We start from the raw sequence: 15756 nt of genomic DNA, 5'->3' as shown, positions 1-15756 counted from the left end.
GTTATGAGCAAGTGGATCGGAGCCGCAGCCTGGAGCGCGAGGGAAACTCGCGCCGGCGACCGGCTGCCCTATGCCGGCCTGATCGACGCGGGCACGATGCTGCTGCGCGACGGATCGGTCATGGCTGCAATTCAGGTGCCCGGCCTGCTGTTCGAAACCGAGGATAGCGATGCGCTGAACGCGCATGCTGCCACGCGTGAGGTCATGCTGCGCTCGACGCTCGATGCGCGGTTCGTGATGTACCACCACGTCATCCGGCGCCGGGTGGAGATCGAGCTTGAGGCGGAATTCGACGATCCGCTCAGCCGCCACATCGATGCGCGATGGAAGGAGCGGCTCGGCTCGGGTGCGCTGTTCGTCAACGACCAGTTCGTCACGCTGATTCGGCGGCCCGCCAGGGGGAAGGCCGGGCTCGCCGAACGCGCGGCGCGCTTGTGGAACCGCCGCGGGCGTAAGGAGATTGAGGCCGACCCGAAGGACATCCGTTCGCTCAAGGCGGCGGTGACCGGGCTCGTTGCCGCGCTCCAACCTTACGGCGCGGCGGTTCTCGGCGACTACGAGGGGCCGCAGGGGAAGGTCAACAATGAGCTGCTCGAGCTCCTCTCCGCCCTCTATAACGGCGAGATGCGCCCCGTGCGCCGGCCGCACGAGGACAGCGACGTCGGCCACATGCTGCCCTATCGCCGGGCGAGCTTCGGGCTCGACGCGATGGAACTGCGCGGCTCGGGCGAGCCCGATTTCGCAGCGCTGCTGAGCCTCAAAGACTATCCCGACGCGACGTCGCCCGGCCTGCTCGATGGCTTGCTGCGGCTGCCTTACGAGATGGTCGTGTCCGAAAGCTACGCACCCGCCGAACGGCAGACCGCACGCGAGCGGATGGATCTGGCGCTGCGCCGCCTGCGCTCCGCCGACGAGGAAGCCGCTGCCGAGCGCGCCGACATGCTTGCCGCCCGCGATGCGCTCGGCAACGGAGCGGTGGGCTTCGGGGATCATCACCTGACCGTGCTGGTGCGCGAGCGCAATCTCGGTCGGCTCGACGAGGCGACCGCCGCTTGTGCCGCCGCACTTGCCGACACCGGCGCAATCGCGGTGCGCGAGGATACCAATCTCGAACCGGCCTTCTGGGCGCAGTTCCCCGGCAACGAGCAGTACATCGTGCGCCGCGCGATGATCTCCTCGGCCAATATGGCGAGCTTCGGCAGCCTGCACGGCATGGCGCTGGGTCAGGCGCAGGGTAATCACTGGGGCGAGGCGGTCACGCTACTGCAGACCACCAGCTCGACCCCGTTCTTCTTCAATTTCCACCACGGCGATCTGGGCAACTTCTCGGTCATCGGCCCGTCGGGCTCGGGCAAGACCGTGGTGATGAACTTCCTCGCCGCGCAGGCACAAAAGTTCAAACCGCGCACGATCCTGTTCGACAAGGATCGCGGCGCCGAGCTCTTCGTGCGCGGGATCGGCGGGCGCTACGACCGGATCAGCGCGGGCGAACCGACAGGCTTCAATCCGCTCGCGCTCCCCGACACAGCGGTGAACCGCGCCTTCCTGCGCGACTGGCTCGGCGTGCTGCTCAATGCCGAAGGGCCGGAGGAGCTGGCCACCGTCAGCCAGGCGGTCGACGCTGCTTATGGCAACGACGGTTCGCTGCGCCGCCTGCGGCATTTCAAGGAACTGCTCTCGGGTGCGCGGCGCCCGGAGGCCGGCGACCTCGCCGATCGGCTGTCCGCATGGATCGGGCAGGGCGAACATGGCTGGCTGTTCGACAATCCCGACGACCGGCTCGACCTCTCGAACCGCGTGCTCGGCTTCGACATGACCGCATTGCTGGAGAATCCCAAGCTGCGCACGCCGGTCATGATGTACCTCTTCCACCGGATCGAGGAGCGGCTCGACGGCCAGCCGACGATGATCCTGATCGATGAGGGCTGGAAGGCGCTCGACGATGCGGTCTTCGCCGCGCGTATCCGTGACTGGCTGAAGACGCTGCGTAAACGCAACGCGCTGGTCGGTTTCGCGACGCAGAGCGCGCGCGACGCGCTCGAGAGCCGTATTTCGACCGCGCTGGTCGAGCAGACCGCGACGATGGTCTTCATGCCCAACTCGCGCGCGCGGCCGGAGGATTACTGCGACGGCTTCGGCCTCACCGCGCACGAACTGGCCGTCATTCGGAGCCTGCCGGCACACAGCCGCTGCTTCCTCGTCCGCCAGCCCGATGCAAGCGTGGTGGTGCGCCTCGATCTCTCCAACGCGCCCGAGGTGTTGACCATTCTGTCGGGCCGCGAGAGCTCGGTCCGCCGGCTCGATCTGCTCCGCGCTGCGGTCGGCGATGAGCCGGCCGAATGGTATCCCGCTCTCACCGGTCACGGTTGGCCGGCAGCGCTCAATGACGAGGGGGAGGGTGAAGTGGTGCCCTTCCGCCAGGCTGCCGAATGAGCGTCGCCTGCCAGGCGGCCGCCACCGAGGTGGGCAATGGCGTCGCAGCGGCGCTGCGGGCGGTCGATTGCACGGCGGGCGAATTCACTGCGCAGGCGTTCGGCCGTCTTTTCGCTCCCGGCGGTGCGCTCACCCCGGTGCTGACCATTGCGCTGACGCTGTTCGTTGCGTTCTTCGCGATCTCTCTCCTGCTGGGCCGCTCGAGCATCGGCGTTCGTTCGGTAACCCCGCGCATGATCACGCTGGGCCTGGTTGTCACCTTCGCGACGAGCTGGGTCGCATATCAGAGCGTCGTGTGGAACCTCGCGCTCTCCGCACCGGACTGGCTTGCCACCGTGCTCGGCGGAACGGAAGGCTCGGCCACGCAGGTCTTCGCCCAGAAGATCGACGTCGTCTTCCTTGCCGTCCAGGAAGCGACCAAGGGGCAGGAGGACATAGGCGCGTTCTCGCCCGCCGGCATCCTGTGGCTCGGGGCGATGCTGTTCCTGCTCGGGACCGTGGGCGTGCTGGTCACCGCGCGGATCGGGCTGGCCGTGCTCGTGGCGCTCGGTCCGATCTTCGTCGTCATGGCGCTATTCAACGGGACGCGCGGGCTCTTTACCGGTTGGCTCAAGGGCGTGGTCCTGCTCGCGCTCACGCCGCTTTTCGCGGTGCTGGGCGGCGGCGTCATGCTCGAACTCGCGGTCCCGATCCTCGCTGCGCTCTCGGCGACGCCAGGCATGGTCGATCCGCAGGCGGCGGTGGCCTTCTTCATGATCGGGGCGGTTCACGTGGCCTTGATGGCGATGGCGCTCAAGGTAGCGGGAACGATGGTGGCCGGTTGGCGTGTGTTCGGCCTCGTCCGGAGCGACGAGGACCGGCAGTCCGACAGCGACCGAACCTCCGTGCCGCCTGCTGCACAGCGCGTTGCCGCAGCCGCGCAGGGCCAGGCGTCCTCGTCCGGGGCGGCGCAGCGCCGCATCGCGGTGAGCGCGGTCACGCCGGGCGTGGCTGCGAACGACCCGGGCCCCGGCGGGCAAGGTTCCACCCGACGAGAAACCCGCATCGTCTCGGCCACGCAAGGCGGTTCGCAAGTGCAGCCGCTCAGCTCCTCGACTTCGCGCATCAGTGGCATCGGCAGCCGCTTTCGTGCGCCGCAGAAATGCACATCGGAGACGTTGAAATGAACCGCGTGGCCTTTCCCGCGCTTGCTCTCGCACTCGTTGCAGCCCCTGCCGCAGCGGAGGACCCTCGCCTGGTCGAGCGGCTGTATAATCCCGCCCAGGTGGTGAAGATCGAGGGCCGGACCAAGGTACAGGCGACGATTCAATTTGGCGAAGACGAGGCGATCGAGAACGTCGCGATCGGCGATTCCGAAGCCTGGCAGGTGACACCCAACAAGCGCGCCGATCTCCTGTTCGTAAAGCCGCTCGCGCCTACGGCTGCGACCAACATGACGGTGGTGACCAACAAGCGGACTTATCTGTTCGACCTCGTCGCAAGTCCGCGTGCCAGGCCGCTCTACGTGCTGAAGTTCACCTACCCGGATGAGCCGAAGGAAGAGGAGCCGAAGCTGGCCGGGGCGCCGACCGCGGTAGAGGTCGCGGCGGCGACCGATCCTTACGCCGTGGTCGATCCGGCGGAACTCAACTTCGCATGGACTTCTCAGGGCGACGCCGGGCTGCTGCCGACCCGCACTTACGACGACGGTGACGCGACTTTCCTAACCTGGCCCGCCGGACGCACGGTGCCGGCAATCCTGGTCAAGAACCACGAGGGGACCGAAGGCCCAGTGAACTTCACGGTGCGCGGCGACACGATCGTGGTCGACGGCGTCCCGCGCGAGATCGTGCTACGCGCCGGCGATGACAGCGCCGTCCTCACCAACACGGGGCCGGAACGGCCTTCACCGGAGCGCGCTCAGGCCGCGTTCGCTCAGGCAGGGGAGAAACGATAGTGCGCCTCGCCATGCGTCTGCCGGCCCGCAAGAGCGGGGAAAGCGCGAATGACATCGACCCGCGTGAGCAGGAATCGGCCGAGATCATCGATCTCGCAAGTCGCAACGCCTTCCCCGCGGTAACCCAGCGCAAGGGCAAATCGGACACGCTCGGCCTCGCCGCCGGTGTCGCCATCGTGGCCCTGCTCGGCGCCGCGACCTTCATCGGGATGGATTCGACCCGCCTGGGAGAGCCGGAAGGCATCGGGGGCGCGCAACCGCAGGCGCCGGTGCAGCAGACTGCGCCCCAGCCGGCGCCATCGGCCGTTGCACCCGCGCCGGCCCCGGCGGGACTTGCGCAGCCCGATCCGGCGCCGGCCCCGGTCCTTGCGGCGGACCCCGGCGCCTCGCCCGCGCCGATGGGCAATCCCTACGCCAGCCCGACCGTCGTGTTCGATGCAAGTGCCGTGGCGGCACCCGCGGGCGCCGTCGCGCCTGTCGGGGCCGAAGGCGGGGCGGCCGCCACCGGCAGTTCGGCTTCCGACTTCGCCAGCCGCATCGGCGGTGTCGGCGGCGCGCCCGCACAGGCCAAGGCGATGGTCAATCCGCAAACCACCGTCACTCAGGGCACGCTCATCCCGGCCGTCCTCGAGACAGCGATTAACACCGACGTGCCGGGATATGTTCGTGCCGTGGTGAGCCAGGACGTGCGCAGTTTCGACGGCACGCGCGTGCTCGTACCGCGCAGCAGCCGTCTGATCGGCCAGTATCAGTCCGGACTGCAAGGCGGACAGAAGCGCGCCTATGTGATCTGGACACGGCTGATCCGGCCGGACGGTGCGTCGGTCAACCTTGGCTCCCCGGCGATCGGGTTCGACGGGACGACGGGCCTCGCGGGCGAAGTCGACAGCCACTTCTTCAGGCGCTTCGGTTCGGCGATGCTGCTGTCCGTCATCGGCGGGCTTTCGGCGATTGGCAGCGGCGGCGCCTCGGTCATACTGGGCGGTGCAGGGCAGTCGGCAGCGGGCGTTGCTGCGCAGCAGGACAGCCAGATCGGTCCGACGGTCCGCGTCCGCCAGGGCGAGCCGATCCGTGTGTTCACCGCGCGCGACCTCGACTTCTCGCAAGTTCCCACCGTCAAGTAGGGCAGGGCGATGGCGGCCGACATCCACTCGCTCAAGTCCGAAGCCGACGGGGAGCGCAGCGTCTATCTCGACGCTTATCTGGCACCGTTCCGCGAATGGCTCGACCGCGACACGGTGACCGAGATCCTCGTCAACCGTCCGGGTGAGGTGTGGGTGGAAGACGCCGCCGAGCCCGGCATGCAGCGGATCGAGACGCCGCACATCGACGATATGCTGATCCAGCGCCTGGCCGAGCAGGTGGCGCGCGTCAGCCATCAGGGCATCAATCGCGAACATCCGCTGCTCGGCGCGACCCTGCCCGTCAAGGAATGGGGCGGCGCGCGCGTCCAGTTCTGCGGGCCGCCAGCCGCGCGGCGCCACTGGGCGATGGCGATCCGCCGTCACCGCCGGCTCGACCTGCCGCTCGACGCTTACGACACCGGCCCGCTCGCACCGCCGAAGCAGCCGCCGATGCCCGACGCTCAGGCCGAGCCGATCGCATTCCTGCGCGAGGCGATCCGTCAGCGGAGCACGATCCTGATCTCGGGCGGTACGAGCACCGGCAAGACGACCTTCCTCAATGCCATGCTTGGCGAGATCCCGCGTCACGAGCGCGTAGTGCTGGTGGAGGACACGCCCGAACTGCGCCTGCCCGGCGAGAACGGCGTCGGCCTGGTCGCCGTCAAGGGCGAGTTGGGCGAAGCCAAGGTGACCGCCAACGAACTGCTCCAGGCCGCGCTGCGCTTGCGGCCCGACCGCATCGTGCTCGGCGAACTGCGCGGCGCCGAGAGCGTCAGCTTTCTGCGCGCGATCAATACCGGCCATCCGGGCAGTTTCTCGACCATTCACGCCAACTCGCTGCGCGGGGCGCTCGAGCAGCTGGCGCTTATGGTGATGCAGACCGGCATCGGGCTCACCCGGTCCGACACGATCGCTTATGCCGCCTCGGTCATCGACGTGATCGTGCAACTGGGCCGGAGCGCCGACGGCAAACGCGGCATCACGCAGATCGCGAAAACCTCCTCCTTGCTGTGAGTCTCTCGCGAATTGGGGCGGGCGTTAGTCTCCCGAGTGCAACAACGGTGAATAAAATCGCACGGAGCCGCTGGTGCTGTGCAAGACGTTTTGACGTAGGGGAATGCTGCATTCTGCGGCTTCTGCGATGCAATCGTATTCGGAAATTTCCGGGCTGCCGAGTGGCTCTACTGGGCAACCCTATTGCCAGAAGCGCTCATCCTGATTTACTTTCCTTGCAGTTCAAGTCGCATCAGACGACTGGACAAGAGGAGAGGACGAATGAGGGGCAAGGCTACCCTGCTTGCCGGCATTTGTGCCGGCGTGCTCGCATTTCCCGTTAACGCTCAGGAGACTGACGCAGATGAAGGCGTCGCCGCTGCGACCGGCGGCCCTGTTATCGTCGTCACTGCCCAGCGCCAGAACCAGAGTCTTCAGGAAGTCCCGATCGCGGTCAGCGCGTTCACTGCCGAAGCGCTCGAGGCGCAGCAGATCGAGAACGCGAGCGACCTGCAACTGACGCTTCCGAACGTCTCGTTCACCAAGAGCAACTTTACCGGCGCAAGCTTCACGATCCGCGGGATCGGCGATCTGTGCGTCGGCGTGAGCTGCGACAGCGCGACGGCGATCCACACCAACGGCGCGCCCCTGTTCGGCACACGCCTGTTCGAGACCGAATACTTCGATCTCGAGCGGGTCGAAGTGCTGCGCGGCCCGCAGGGCACCCTGTTCGGCCGCAACGCGACCTCGGGCGTGGTCAACGTCGTGACCGCCAAGCCCGATCTCTCGGGCGTCGCCGCCGCGGCGGAGCTCGAATACGGCAACTACAACAGCATCAAGGCCAAGGGCATGATCAATCTGCCCATCGGCGACGTTCTGGGCGTGCGGCTCGCGGGCTTCTATCTCAACCGCGACGGCTACACCCGCAACCTCTACGACGACAGCCGGATCGACGACCGCGACATGTACGCGATCCGCGGCAGCCTGCGCTTCGAGCCGGGGCCTGACACCACGATCGATCTCATGGGTTACTACTTCCGCGAGAACGACAATCGGCTGCGCATCCAGAAGCAGGCTTGTCAGCGCGACCCAACCGGCGTTCTGGGCTGTCTCAATGCCCGGCTCGATTTCGATAAGACCAATGCGGACTCGACGCTTGCCTCGGTACTGAGTTCCCAAGAACTCTTTGCCATTCAGGGCATTCCGATCGGTATCCTCCCCCTCGGACTTGGCAGCATCTACCCCGATGACGGCGACGGGTACTCGAACTTCGACGAGCCTGACGACGTGCGCACGGTCCGCACCGCATTCACGCCTGAATATTTCGCCGACGAACTGCAGGTGCAGGCGCGCCTTGAGCAGCGGTTTGGTAATCTAAACCTGTCGGTTGGCGGGATCTATCAGGAAACCTCGGTCGATTCTCGGCAAGACTACAATCTCGGCGTGCTAGACCGTTCGGGGTACTTAGCCGCGCTGAGTACACTGGCTTTCCTCGCACAGAACGGCACCGGCGCCCCTGGGTCGAGCGCCTATTTCGCACCAATCGCCGAGGCGCTGATCCCGAACGGACCCACCGGCGAACTGTGCACCTCGAACAATCGCCAGGAAAGCCAGGGCGCCTACGAAGGACACGCGATCTGTTCGGACGTGCCGCTCGCGTTCGACCGGTCGAACGGCGATCAGAAATCATGGTCGGCGGAAGCCATCCTGAGCAGCGACTTCGACGGGGCGTTCAACTTCCTGGTCGGCGGCATCTATGCGAACAGCAGGGTGTCGGAGAACAGCTACTACGTGAACTCGTTCGGTCTCGACTACGCCACGGGCATTCTCGGCACTTTCTCTGCCTCCGCGAACGGCGCCCCGCCAGCGTATCTCGCAACTTCAATGTACCGCAACAACACGCGAGACTTCGAACTCAACAGCTATGGCATCTTCGGTGAGGTCTACTTCGACATCAGCGATCGGCTTAAGTTCACCGGCGGCTTGCGCTACAACAACGATGAGAAGTCAATTGTCGCTCGCAATACGCTGGCGAGCTTCCTCAATCCGTTCAGTAACGACGGCGACCCCTTCGATTCACCGTTCGTAGGTTCCTACGACGCAGACCCGGGCACGGACGGAAACCAGATCGTGCAGGAGCGCTCGGTTTCGTTTGACGAAATCACCGGGCGCGCGGTGCTCGACTTCCAGGCGACACCGGACAACCTGTTCTATGCCTCCTATTCCCGGGGCTACAAGTCGGGCGGTATCAACCCGCCGCTTTCGCCTGCCTTCGAGGTGCCCGAAAGCTTCGGGTCGGAGTCGATCGACGCGTTCGAAATCGGAACCAAGAACACGTTCGCTAATGGAGCCCTGCAGCTCAATGCAACGGCATTTTATTACAAATACAAGGATCTGCAGCTCAGCCGCATCGTCGCGCGGACATCTGTCAACGACTCGATCGACGCAAACATCTGGGGCTTTGAGATCGAAGGCGTCATCCGCCCGAGCCCACGATGGCTGATCAATGCGAACTTCAGCTATCTCAATGCCGAGGTCGCAGGCGATCAGTTCTTCTCCAATCCTCGCGATCCGGGCGGGGGCGATCCCGATGCGGTGATCATCAAGGACATCTCAAACGGTTCCCTCTGCGCGGTTACCGGCCCCGCGCCCGGTGCGGCGGCGGCTTTCGTCACAGCAGTTAATACCGGCCTAGGCTTGCGCGCGCCGGAGGCTTTCCCGTCCGACAGCGGGATCGCCTCGACCGGCGCGTTTGGCATCTGCTCGGTGCTGCAGGCCAACGCGCCGGCGGGCTTCTCCGTCCTAAGCCCAGGCGTCCAGGTGAACATCAAGGGCAACAAGCTGCCCCAGGCGCCGGAAATGAAGGCATCGGTAGGCGTTCAGTACACTGCCGAGTTCGCCAATGGCATGACGCTCATACCGCGCTTCGATATTGCCCTGACTGGCGAGCAGTACGGCAATGTCTTCAACGGCAACGTCAACCGGATCGAACCCTTCGTCCAGGCGAATGCGCAGATCCAGCTCAATGGTCCGGACGAGCGCTGGTACGTGCGCGGGTTCGTCCAGAACATCTTCGACAGCTCGTCGATGACGGGCCTTTACGTGACCGACGCCACGTCGGGGAACTTCACCAACATCTTTACGCTCGATCCGCGCCGCTACGGCGTGGCGGTCGGCGCGAGGTTCTGACCGGAACGACGGTTGGGGGAGAGGGGAAGGGGCCGGTCCTTTGCGGGGCCGGCTCCTTTTTTACCCCCGCTGCGCAGTTCCAGCGAACGGCGAGAAGTTCGTTTTGGTGTCGTAGATATCGATCCCCTCACGCCGCTTGAGCGCGCCGACGACCAGATAAGTCACCGGCGTCAGCAATGCCTCCCACGCCGTCTTGATCAGCCACTGCGACAGCACGACTTGCCACAGCAGTTCGACCGGCCATCCTGCGAGACCCCAGAATGCGAGGGGGTAGAAAATCAGGCTGTCGAGCCCCTGGCCGATGGCGGTCGAGCCGATCGTCCGCGCCCACAGCGCCTTACCCGCGGTCCAGACCTTCATGTTCGCGAGCACGAAGCTGTTGGCGAACTCGCCGGCCCAGAACGCCACCATCGAGGCGATCACGATGCGCCACGAATTGCCGAACACGAACTCGTAAGCTTCCTGCCCGGGCCATCCGTCCGCCGCGGGCAAAGCGACGACGATCCAGGCCATGACCGCCATGAAGGCGAGCGCGGCAAAGCCGGTCCAGATGACCCGCCGCGCCCGGGCGTAGCCGTAGACCTCCGTCAGCACGTCGCCGATGATGTAGCTGATCGGAAAGAACAGCACGCCGGCGCCGAACGACCATTCCGTGCCTCCCGGCAGCGTCACGTAGGATGGCTTGGAGGCCCCGATGATGTTCGACAGCAGCAGGATCGCGACGAAGGCCGCCATGACCAGATCGTAGTAACGGAAGGCCGGCGGCGGGCCTCGCCCCGTCTCGATGCGCTGCGGTGTCTCGTCCATGGCGCTGCCTATCGCGATTTGCGCCTCCGGAAAAGCGCGCTATGGCGCATGGCGTGCGCGCCCGTAGCTCATCTGGATAGAGCGCGAGACTTCTAATCTTGAGGCAGCAGGTTCGAGTCCTGCCGGGCGCGCCACAATTCTGCGGTTTTTGGAGTTACCTTAGTTGGTTTAGGTAACGTATAGGAAACTTTCTAAGCCCTTAGCGACACGATCGCTGCTAAGCGGGTTCCTCTGGCTCACAGATTAAGCTTCCATGCTCATTTGCGAGCGTGAAATATTGTGTGCGACTTAAACCCTGTTCATCGACGTAGCCAACTCTCAGAAGCTTCTTTTCGTCAAAATGCAATGGGAGTCTTGCTGTAAAACCCTGAATCTTTCCAACCTCTAGCAGTGGAATTTTGGATAGCAATTTACCGCCGACGACTTCGATCTTTAAGTTTGTTGCTGTCTTTCCGAAGTTAGAGAGATTAAACGTGAAAACTCGCGTGCCTTCTTTTTCAGAGCCTCTGCTTCCTGTGGGAGTAAGTTCGAGAATGGGTTGAGACTTGCGGTCGCGCTCAGAATCTTCGTAGCTGAGGCGCTGGCTCTGAAACTCCAGCTCTTCGCGTGTAACAGCGACAAGTTCGCGTTGCTGCTCCACCGATGCGCTCAATTCACGCCCCTGGAGGTCCAGAGCCCGCACACTCGCGCGAAGTTCTTCGCCCTGTTGAAAGAATCCAAGCACCAACCAGAGAAAGGCGAGGGGGGAGAATATGCCTGCCAGCAAATCGCCAAACTCGTTCGGGGTGAGGGCCAGCAGCTCAGGCCATTCGGCGACGGCCCATACCGTCATCACGATGAGATATCCGGCAGATGCGAGACCCCCAGCCACGGCGAATTTTTTGGTCTTGCGTTCTTCGACCCCCTCCATCCGCGCCTATCCCTCAGCTCAAAAAGGCGAAGGCGCTGTGGGCGGTTGCCCCCGCGAGCGCCACGCCGCTCCCTTCGGCCATCGCCAGAATGCCCTAGGAAATCTACAGGGGCAAGCTCAGGGCCGACCTATGTCGAAATAGCGGCAGCTTGGTGGTCGTAGGCTTACGCAGTGCCGTCGTCGCCATTGTTTGGCTCGCTAATGTCTGGAAGCCGTAGTTGGCGCGGCGCCGCGATGTGCTCGATCACCTCAATGACTGTATGCTCGTTCTCGAGGCCTCTACCAGTGCGACGCTGCACGAAATGCACGAGACACACCAACACGTCGTGCTTGCCAAAGCGAATCTCATCGTTCTCGATCTGATTCAGAAAACTGGGATCCTCAATTTTGACCTTAACGGGGTTGGATCCGTCATAGAGGCGCCAGAAACCGTCTTCGTCAAACGACAGATCGCGAATAGTGAATGCCGCTCTCCGCGTATCGTCGATGACGATGTCAGTGTCAGGCTCCGGGGCGACAAAATACTCAGCCTCGTCCTTGTCGATACGAACTGAACGCATGCCGTGCGCAATTACAACTTCACTGATGCCAGGCTTACGCAGTGGCTTGGCGACGAACCCCTCCAGCGCGCGCCTGATGCGCAAATCCTGGTAAGCCTGAAGTAGCTCCAGCGGCACCTCATAGACCTGGTCGTTGATGAACAATTTAAACAGGCCAGGGGTGAGCTTTTCGATACGGTCAGGACTCTTGCCCTTGAACGTTTTCACCATCCAAACGATGCCGCCCACGGTGCCCGCAACAACTGTGCCCGTGCCAATTAGCAGTTGTAGAAGGTTGTTGGCGGCAAGCACCCCTGGGCCGGTCAGGATCGGCGTGGCGTCTTTCGCGATCTGGACGATATCGAACGCAACCTTAAAGCACCCAGGTTGGTGCGCTCGGACGTTAACAGCCAGTTGTGCCGACTTGCCATTGAACAGGGCGTTCATGCCCTCAAAAGCCTCGCCCACTGCGAGCATCGCAGGTGCCAAGTCCCGAACATTCATTTCGTGGTCCGCGAGCGCGGGACCATCATAGGTCAGAATAAATTCAGCGTGGCTCATAATCCCCCCGATTTGGCGCCTATGGCGCTAACCCACCCTGAACGATGGAGCTCGGGCGGCGCGATGCCAAACGCTATCATTTCAGGCGGCCCCTGCGAACCCGTCGCCAAGTGGCACCTCTTCCAATCGCCCATCGACCAATCGAAGCTGCGTATGGCTAAACCCGCTCATTCCGACGCGTGTTTCAATAACATCGCTGATAGGCTCTTCTAGCTCCATACCCATCACGTCAGGTCCGTTGTCGGCGAGCTGCAGAGCGATGATTTCCCGCATGGCCTCGGGAGTGTCAGCGTCGGCATAGGCCGCATACCACTCGCGGTCGCCACCCGAACTTAGCTGCTTTGCGACGCGCACGGCCTGAAAGGGTGTGCGCCCCGGCATGGCCTCTGCCGCAATGTGATAGAGCTTTGCGCCGTCATGCTCGCACAGGAAGGCGAACAGCAGGCGGCAATTGAACCCTTCCTCCGCCGCCACGCGCAGCTCCCTCGACGCGTCCTGCAATAGCTCCTCGGGCGTAAAGCTCCCGCGCGCGACCAGCCGCTCCATGAGCCAGTGAATGTTGCCAGACGGCGAATGACCGCTGTAGGCGGCGAACCACGGCCAATAGGTGCCCGCGTAGGTCTTGATCGACGTTCCGATCCGCGCCCCCTTCTCGTTCCAGACTGCGGTGTCGCTCCACAGGTAGGCTTCGCGATTGTAGAGTAGGCCATTCTGCAGCGTCATCGATCCATTCCTTTGTGACTGTGCCGGTAACAGGCGTCGGGGGCGTCAGGGCGTGCGCGCCGAGCGCTGCCGCACCGCTTACGATCGATGCCACCCCGGCCACTTTCGCGGCCGTCAATGCGGCGATAGATCCCGGTGCGGCAAATGCGCCAACGCCGGTCGCGACCAAGGCCACAGTGCCGGCGACCAGTGCGACCGTTTTTAATGCTTTAGACACGCCACGCTCCCTCTATTTCGAGCGGCTCCAGAACAGCCATTCCGGCCGCTTCGTCATGCCACCCGAGCAGTTTGGACGGCCCCGCGCAGATCGTGATCGCGCCAAAGCCATCGCCACTGCGCAGCATCGCGACATCGCCCAGCGCCATGCTTGCCCAACCGATGCGGGGAAACATGCTGTCGAGCATGTCGCCAACATTCTTCCAGCCGCGATTGTCGAGCGCGCGGCGGGCACCGATTGCCGAGCGAATGCGTGGCAACGGTTCGGGCTTGTGACCCAACTTGCGAAGGTGAAAGCGCAGCAGGTGAATACAGGTCGTGCCGGCCTTCCAGTTGAAAGGCTTCTCACGGTACTTTGCCATCGTGGCGGTGGTCGCTTCGTGCCGCCGGATCAGGTCGTTCTGCATAGCCTATCTCTCGTGGGGATGGGCGGGAGTGGCCGCGAGGTAGCCGCTCCCGCCTCCCTCACCCCTGAGGGACCACCGGCTCTGCGGGGGATGGAGCCGGTGGATCTGATCAGGCGACGTTGCCAAAGTCGCCGAATGTGAGCGCAGCGGCATTCTTCGGCGCCAGTGCGATCCGTTCTTCACAGAGAATCGCCACAAGATTGCGAGTGAAGAAGTCCGCGTGCTCGGTCGAAACCTCCACTCGCGGCGTCCAGCGGTCGTACAAGGTCGCAGCGCGGCGGAAGTTGCCAACCAGGAACTTGTCGACCGTCATCGCCTGAGTAGCGACCACAGGGAGTCCGAAGAGCACCGGCTGCACCGACGCTGCCGGATCGCCGAGAATGTACTTCCCGTCGGTATCCTTGAGCAACCGCATCCGCATCCAATCGGAGGGGTGCACAACGATCCCGTCCGCTGGCTCTTCAGCGAGCGCATTCTGCAGGATTGCCAGAGCGAGCGTGTCGAGCATGTTTTCGGCGGTGAGACCGTCTGGCGCGGCATAGACGGTCGAGTTGGTCACCAGGCCGTCGAGGTTCTCGCCGGTTCCATCGCCGTTGAGAAGCTGGAGCTCCTCGGCATAGGACAGGCCATAGAGCAGTTCGTTGTCGATCGTGTCACGAAGCTGCGGCGCGTCCTCGAGGATCTGACGCGATGCCGGAATCCAGTGGGCGATAACCTTCGGCGTCACCGTCTCCATGGTCCAGCCAAGCGAACTCTCCGGCTTCAACTCGCCTTCGACCACCGTGTCGGCGGCGTTGGTGCGCGTGGTCTGCTTCGGATATTCGACGGCGCCGGTCGAGATGCCGACCACCGGCAACAGGTCGCGAATGCGCATTCGGCGCTGTGGCAGCGAATTGACCGTGTCCTGATAGGCTGAGCCGCCGAGCGGCCCTCCAGAAGTCGAGCCCGTGGTGATCGTAGCTTTCACCTCCATACGGAAGCGAGCCGGGCGGTTGTGCTCGTCGGCGAATGCCTTCAGCCCATCGCTCTCTGTGAATTGCTCGCCCCAGCTCTTCGTTTCAGGGCCATCGTAGCCGCCAGGTCGCGCCATCTTCTGCTCAAGTTCCTGCATGATGGCTTCCACCGTGCCGGCCTTGGTCAGAGCGCTCTTCACATCGGCGTCCAGCTTGGACAGTTGCTGCTCCACCGCGTCGGTGAAGTCCTTCGTAAGTGCGTTCATCGTGTACCTCCAATGGCCGCGATCCGTGCGGCCGAAGCGTTGAGAATTGCGCGGACCTCTTCTTCGTCCGCATCGGTTTCGTTGAGGGCTTTCCAGGCAGCACCCGCGGCCAGCTTGGCCTTGCGGCCGGAAAGCCCGGCCTCCTGCAGCAGCTCGGCAATATCGCGGGCATTCGTGATGCTCTTGATTGCCGTAACCCGTGCGCGATCGTGCATCGGCACTGTGACGAGGCTGCCTTCGTAAAGTTCAGCTTCGATAATGGTCCGCACGCCCTTGCGATCGGTGTCACCCTTGAGAGGCTTCCAGCCGATGCTGAGGCCGGTAAGCGCGCCATCCTTCGCCAGCGCGTGCGCTTCCTGCGCATCGCGGGTGGAGAGGGTCAGCGAGCCCTTCACATAAAGCCCTTCGGATTGCTCCTGCCATTCCTTCCACGCGCCAATCGGCCGCTTCATGTCGTGGTGCAGGAGCATGGGGAGTGGGGCGCTTCGGGATGCGAGCGACTTGCTCAGGCAACCAGGCAACAGCTTGTCGCCGCCGTGGTCGACATCGCCGAACCCGGCCAACAAGCCTTCAATTGCCCCGCTGTCACTGAGCGCTTTGATGTCAAAGGGAGAAGCCGCGTAGTCCATTAGGCGCACCATTTGCTGCGAGCCGAAGCCCGTTTTTCAGCCAATGTGCGCGGACAGCCGCGGGAGCATT

The 15756-nt window shown here is 63.8% G+C and carries 13 protein-coding genes and 1 tRNA gene; 7 read left to right on the top strand and 7 right to left on the bottom strand.

Going from position 1 to position 15756, the window contains the following annotated elements; all coding sequences use genetic code 11:
• The first annotated feature begins 3 nt into the window (after positions 1-3).
• From AC3A5N_RS02645 to AC3A5N_RS02620, 6 genes are all read left to right on the top strand, one after another.
• Entirely contained in the window at positions 4-2433 is a 2430-nt protein-coding gene (locus tag AC3A5N_RS02645) for a VirB4 family type IV secretion/conjugal transfer ATPase (RefSeq protein WP_487735749.1), read from the top strand.
• Entirely contained in the window at positions 2430-3599 is a 1170-nt protein-coding gene (locus AC3A5N_RS02640; protein ID WP_487735748.1) for a TrbL/VirB6 family protein, read from the top strand. The genes AC3A5N_RS02645 and AC3A5N_RS02640 overlap by 4 nt, the downstream gene beginning before the upstream one ends.
• On the top strand, positions 3596-4369 hold the full coding sequence (locus AC3A5N_RS02635; protein ID WP_487735747.1) for a TrbG/VirB9 family P-type conjugative transfer protein: 774 nt from the start codon (positions 3596-3598) through the stop codon (positions 4367-4369). The genes AC3A5N_RS02640 and AC3A5N_RS02635 overlap by 4 nt, the downstream gene beginning before the upstream one ends.
• A gap of 11 nt (positions 4370-4380) precedes the next feature.
• Entirely contained in the window at positions 4381-5493 is a 1113-nt protein-coding gene (locus AC3A5N_RS02630) for a TrbI/VirB10 family protein (RefSeq protein WP_487735746.1), read from the top strand.
• Positions 5494-5502: 9 nt separating this feature from the next.
• A complete protein-coding gene (gene virB11, locus AC3A5N_RS02625) occupies positions 5503-6507 on the top strand; it encodes a P-type DNA transfer ATPase VirB11 (RefSeq protein WP_487735745.1) in 1005 nt (334 codons plus the stop codon).
• Between the two features lie 261 nt (positions 6508-6768).
• Positions 6769-9675, top strand: a complete 2907-nt coding sequence (locus AC3A5N_RS02620) for a TonB-dependent receptor (RefSeq protein WP_487735744.1) — start codon at positions 6769-6771, stop codon at positions 9673-9675.
• Positions 9676-9735: 60 nt separating this feature from the next.
• On the opposite strand, the gene AC3A5N_RS02615 is transcribed toward AC3A5N_RS02620, so the two are convergent.
• Positions 9736-10482 carry a queuosine precursor transporter gene (locus AC3A5N_RS02615; protein WP_487735743.1) on the bottom strand — a complete coding sequence of 249 codons (747 nt, stop codon included), beginning with the start codon at positions 10480-10482 and terminating at the stop codon, positions 9736-9738.
• Between the two features lie 57 nt (positions 10483-10539).
• Between AC3A5N_RS02615 and AC3A5N_RS02610 the strand changes: the two genes are divergently transcribed.
• Positions 10540-10616 (top strand) — tRNA-Arg (locus AC3A5N_RS02610).
• A gap of 83 nt (positions 10617-10699) precedes the next feature.
• On the opposite strand, the gene AC3A5N_RS02605 is transcribed toward AC3A5N_RS02610, so the two are convergent.
• The 6 genes from AC3A5N_RS02605 to AC3A5N_RS02580 all read right to left on the bottom strand — a co-directional run bounded on the left by AC3A5N_RS02605 (position 10700) and on the right by AC3A5N_RS02580 (position 15686).
• Positions 10700-11392 (bottom strand): hypothetical protein, encoded by a 693-nt coding sequence (locus AC3A5N_RS02605; protein ID WP_487735742.1) that lies wholly within the window; start codon positions 11390-11392, stop codon positions 10700-10702.
• A 164-nt stretch (positions 11393-11556) separates the two neighbouring features.
• Positions 11557-12492 carry an LAPAL motif-containing putative phage structural protein gene (locus AC3A5N_RS02600; RefSeq protein WP_487735741.1) on the bottom strand — a complete coding sequence of 312 codons (936 nt, stop codon included), beginning with the start codon at positions 12490-12492 and terminating at the stop codon, positions 11557-11559.
• A gap of 81 nt (positions 12493-12573) precedes the next feature.
• Positions 12574-13215: a hypothetical protein gene (locus AC3A5N_RS02595; protein ID WP_487735740.1), complete on the bottom strand. Its 642-nt coding sequence runs from the start codon at positions 13213-13215 to the stop codon at positions 12574-12576.
• 209 nt (positions 13216-13424) lie between these two features.
• Positions 13425-13838 (bottom strand): DUF6950 family protein, encoded by a 414-nt coding sequence (locus tag AC3A5N_RS02590; RefSeq protein WP_487735739.1) that lies wholly within the window; start codon positions 13836-13838, stop codon positions 13425-13427.
• A gap of 109 nt (positions 13839-13947) precedes the next feature.
• Positions 13948-15057: a phage major capsid protein gene (locus AC3A5N_RS02585; RefSeq protein WP_487735738.1), complete on the bottom strand. Its 1110-nt coding sequence runs from the start codon at positions 15055-15057 to the stop codon at positions 13948-13950.
• The gene (locus AC3A5N_RS02580) at positions 15054-15686 is read right to left on the bottom strand and encodes an HK97 family phage prohead protease (protein WP_487735737.1); all 633 of its coding nucleotides are present in this window, start codon (positions 15684-15686) and stop codon (positions 15054-15056) included. Before AC3A5N_RS02580 ends, AC3A5N_RS02585 begins: the two co-directional genes overlap by 4 nt.
• Between the last annotated feature and the right edge of the window lie 70 nt (positions 15687-15756).

The organism is Pelagerythrobacter sp. Soil_C_18, assembly GCF_057657235.1.
This window is presented reverse-complemented; position numbering and strand designations above follow the sequence as displayed.

Excerpts from the sequence above, each read along its gene's own strand:
- AC3A5N_RS02615 (WP_487735743.1), bottom strand. The coding sequence starts at position 10,482 with ATGGACGAGACACCGCAGCGCATCGAGACGGGGCGAGGCCCGCCGCCG.
- AC3A5N_RS02600 (WP_487735741.1), bottom strand. The coding sequence starts at position 12,492 with ATGAGCCACGCTGAATTTATTCTGACCTATGATGGTCCCGCGCTCGCG.
- AC3A5N_RS02605 (WP_487735742.1), bottom strand. The coding sequence starts at position 11,392 with ATGGAGGGGGTCGAAGAACGCAAGACCAAAAAATTCGCCGTGGCTGGG.
- AC3A5N_RS02630 (WP_487735746.1), top strand. The coding sequence starts at position 4,381 with ATGCGTCTGCCGGCCCGCAAGAGCGGGGAAAGCGCGAATGACATCGAC.
- AC3A5N_RS02590 (WP_487735739.1), bottom strand. The coding sequence starts at position 13,838 with ATGCAGAACGACCTGATCCGGCGGCACGAAGCGACCACCGCCACGATG.
- AC3A5N_RS02635 (WP_487735747.1), top strand. The coding sequence starts at position 3,596 with ATGAACCGCGTGGCCTTTCCCGCGCTTGCTCTCGCACTCGTTGCAGCC.
- AC3A5N_RS02645 (WP_487735749.1), top strand. The coding sequence starts at position 4 with ATGAGCAAGTGGATCGGAGCCGCAGCCTGGAGCGCGAGGGAAACTCGC.
- virB11 (WP_487735745.1), top strand. The coding sequence starts at position 5,503 with ATGGCGGCCGACATCCACTCGCTCAAGTCCGAAGCCGACGGGGAGCGC.
- AC3A5N_RS02585 (WP_487735738.1), bottom strand. The coding sequence starts at position 15,057 with ATGAACGCACTTACGAAGGACTTCACCGACGCGGTGGAGCAGCAACTG.
- AC3A5N_RS02640 (WP_487735748.1), top strand. The coding sequence starts at position 2,430 with ATGAGCGTCGCCTGCCAGGCGGCCGCCACCGAGGTGGGCAATGGCGTC.
- AC3A5N_RS02620 (WP_487735744.1), top strand. The coding sequence starts at position 6,769 with ATGAGGGGCAAGGCTACCCTGCTTGCCGGCATTTGTGCCGGCGTGCTC.
- AC3A5N_RS02595 (WP_487735740.1), bottom strand. The coding sequence starts at position 13,215 with ATGACGCTGCAGAATGGCCTACTCTACAATCGCGAAGCCTACCTGTGG.
- AC3A5N_RS02580 (WP_487735737.1), bottom strand. The coding sequence starts at position 15,686 with ATGGACTACGCGGCTTCTCCCTTTGACATCAAAGCGCTCAGTGACAGC.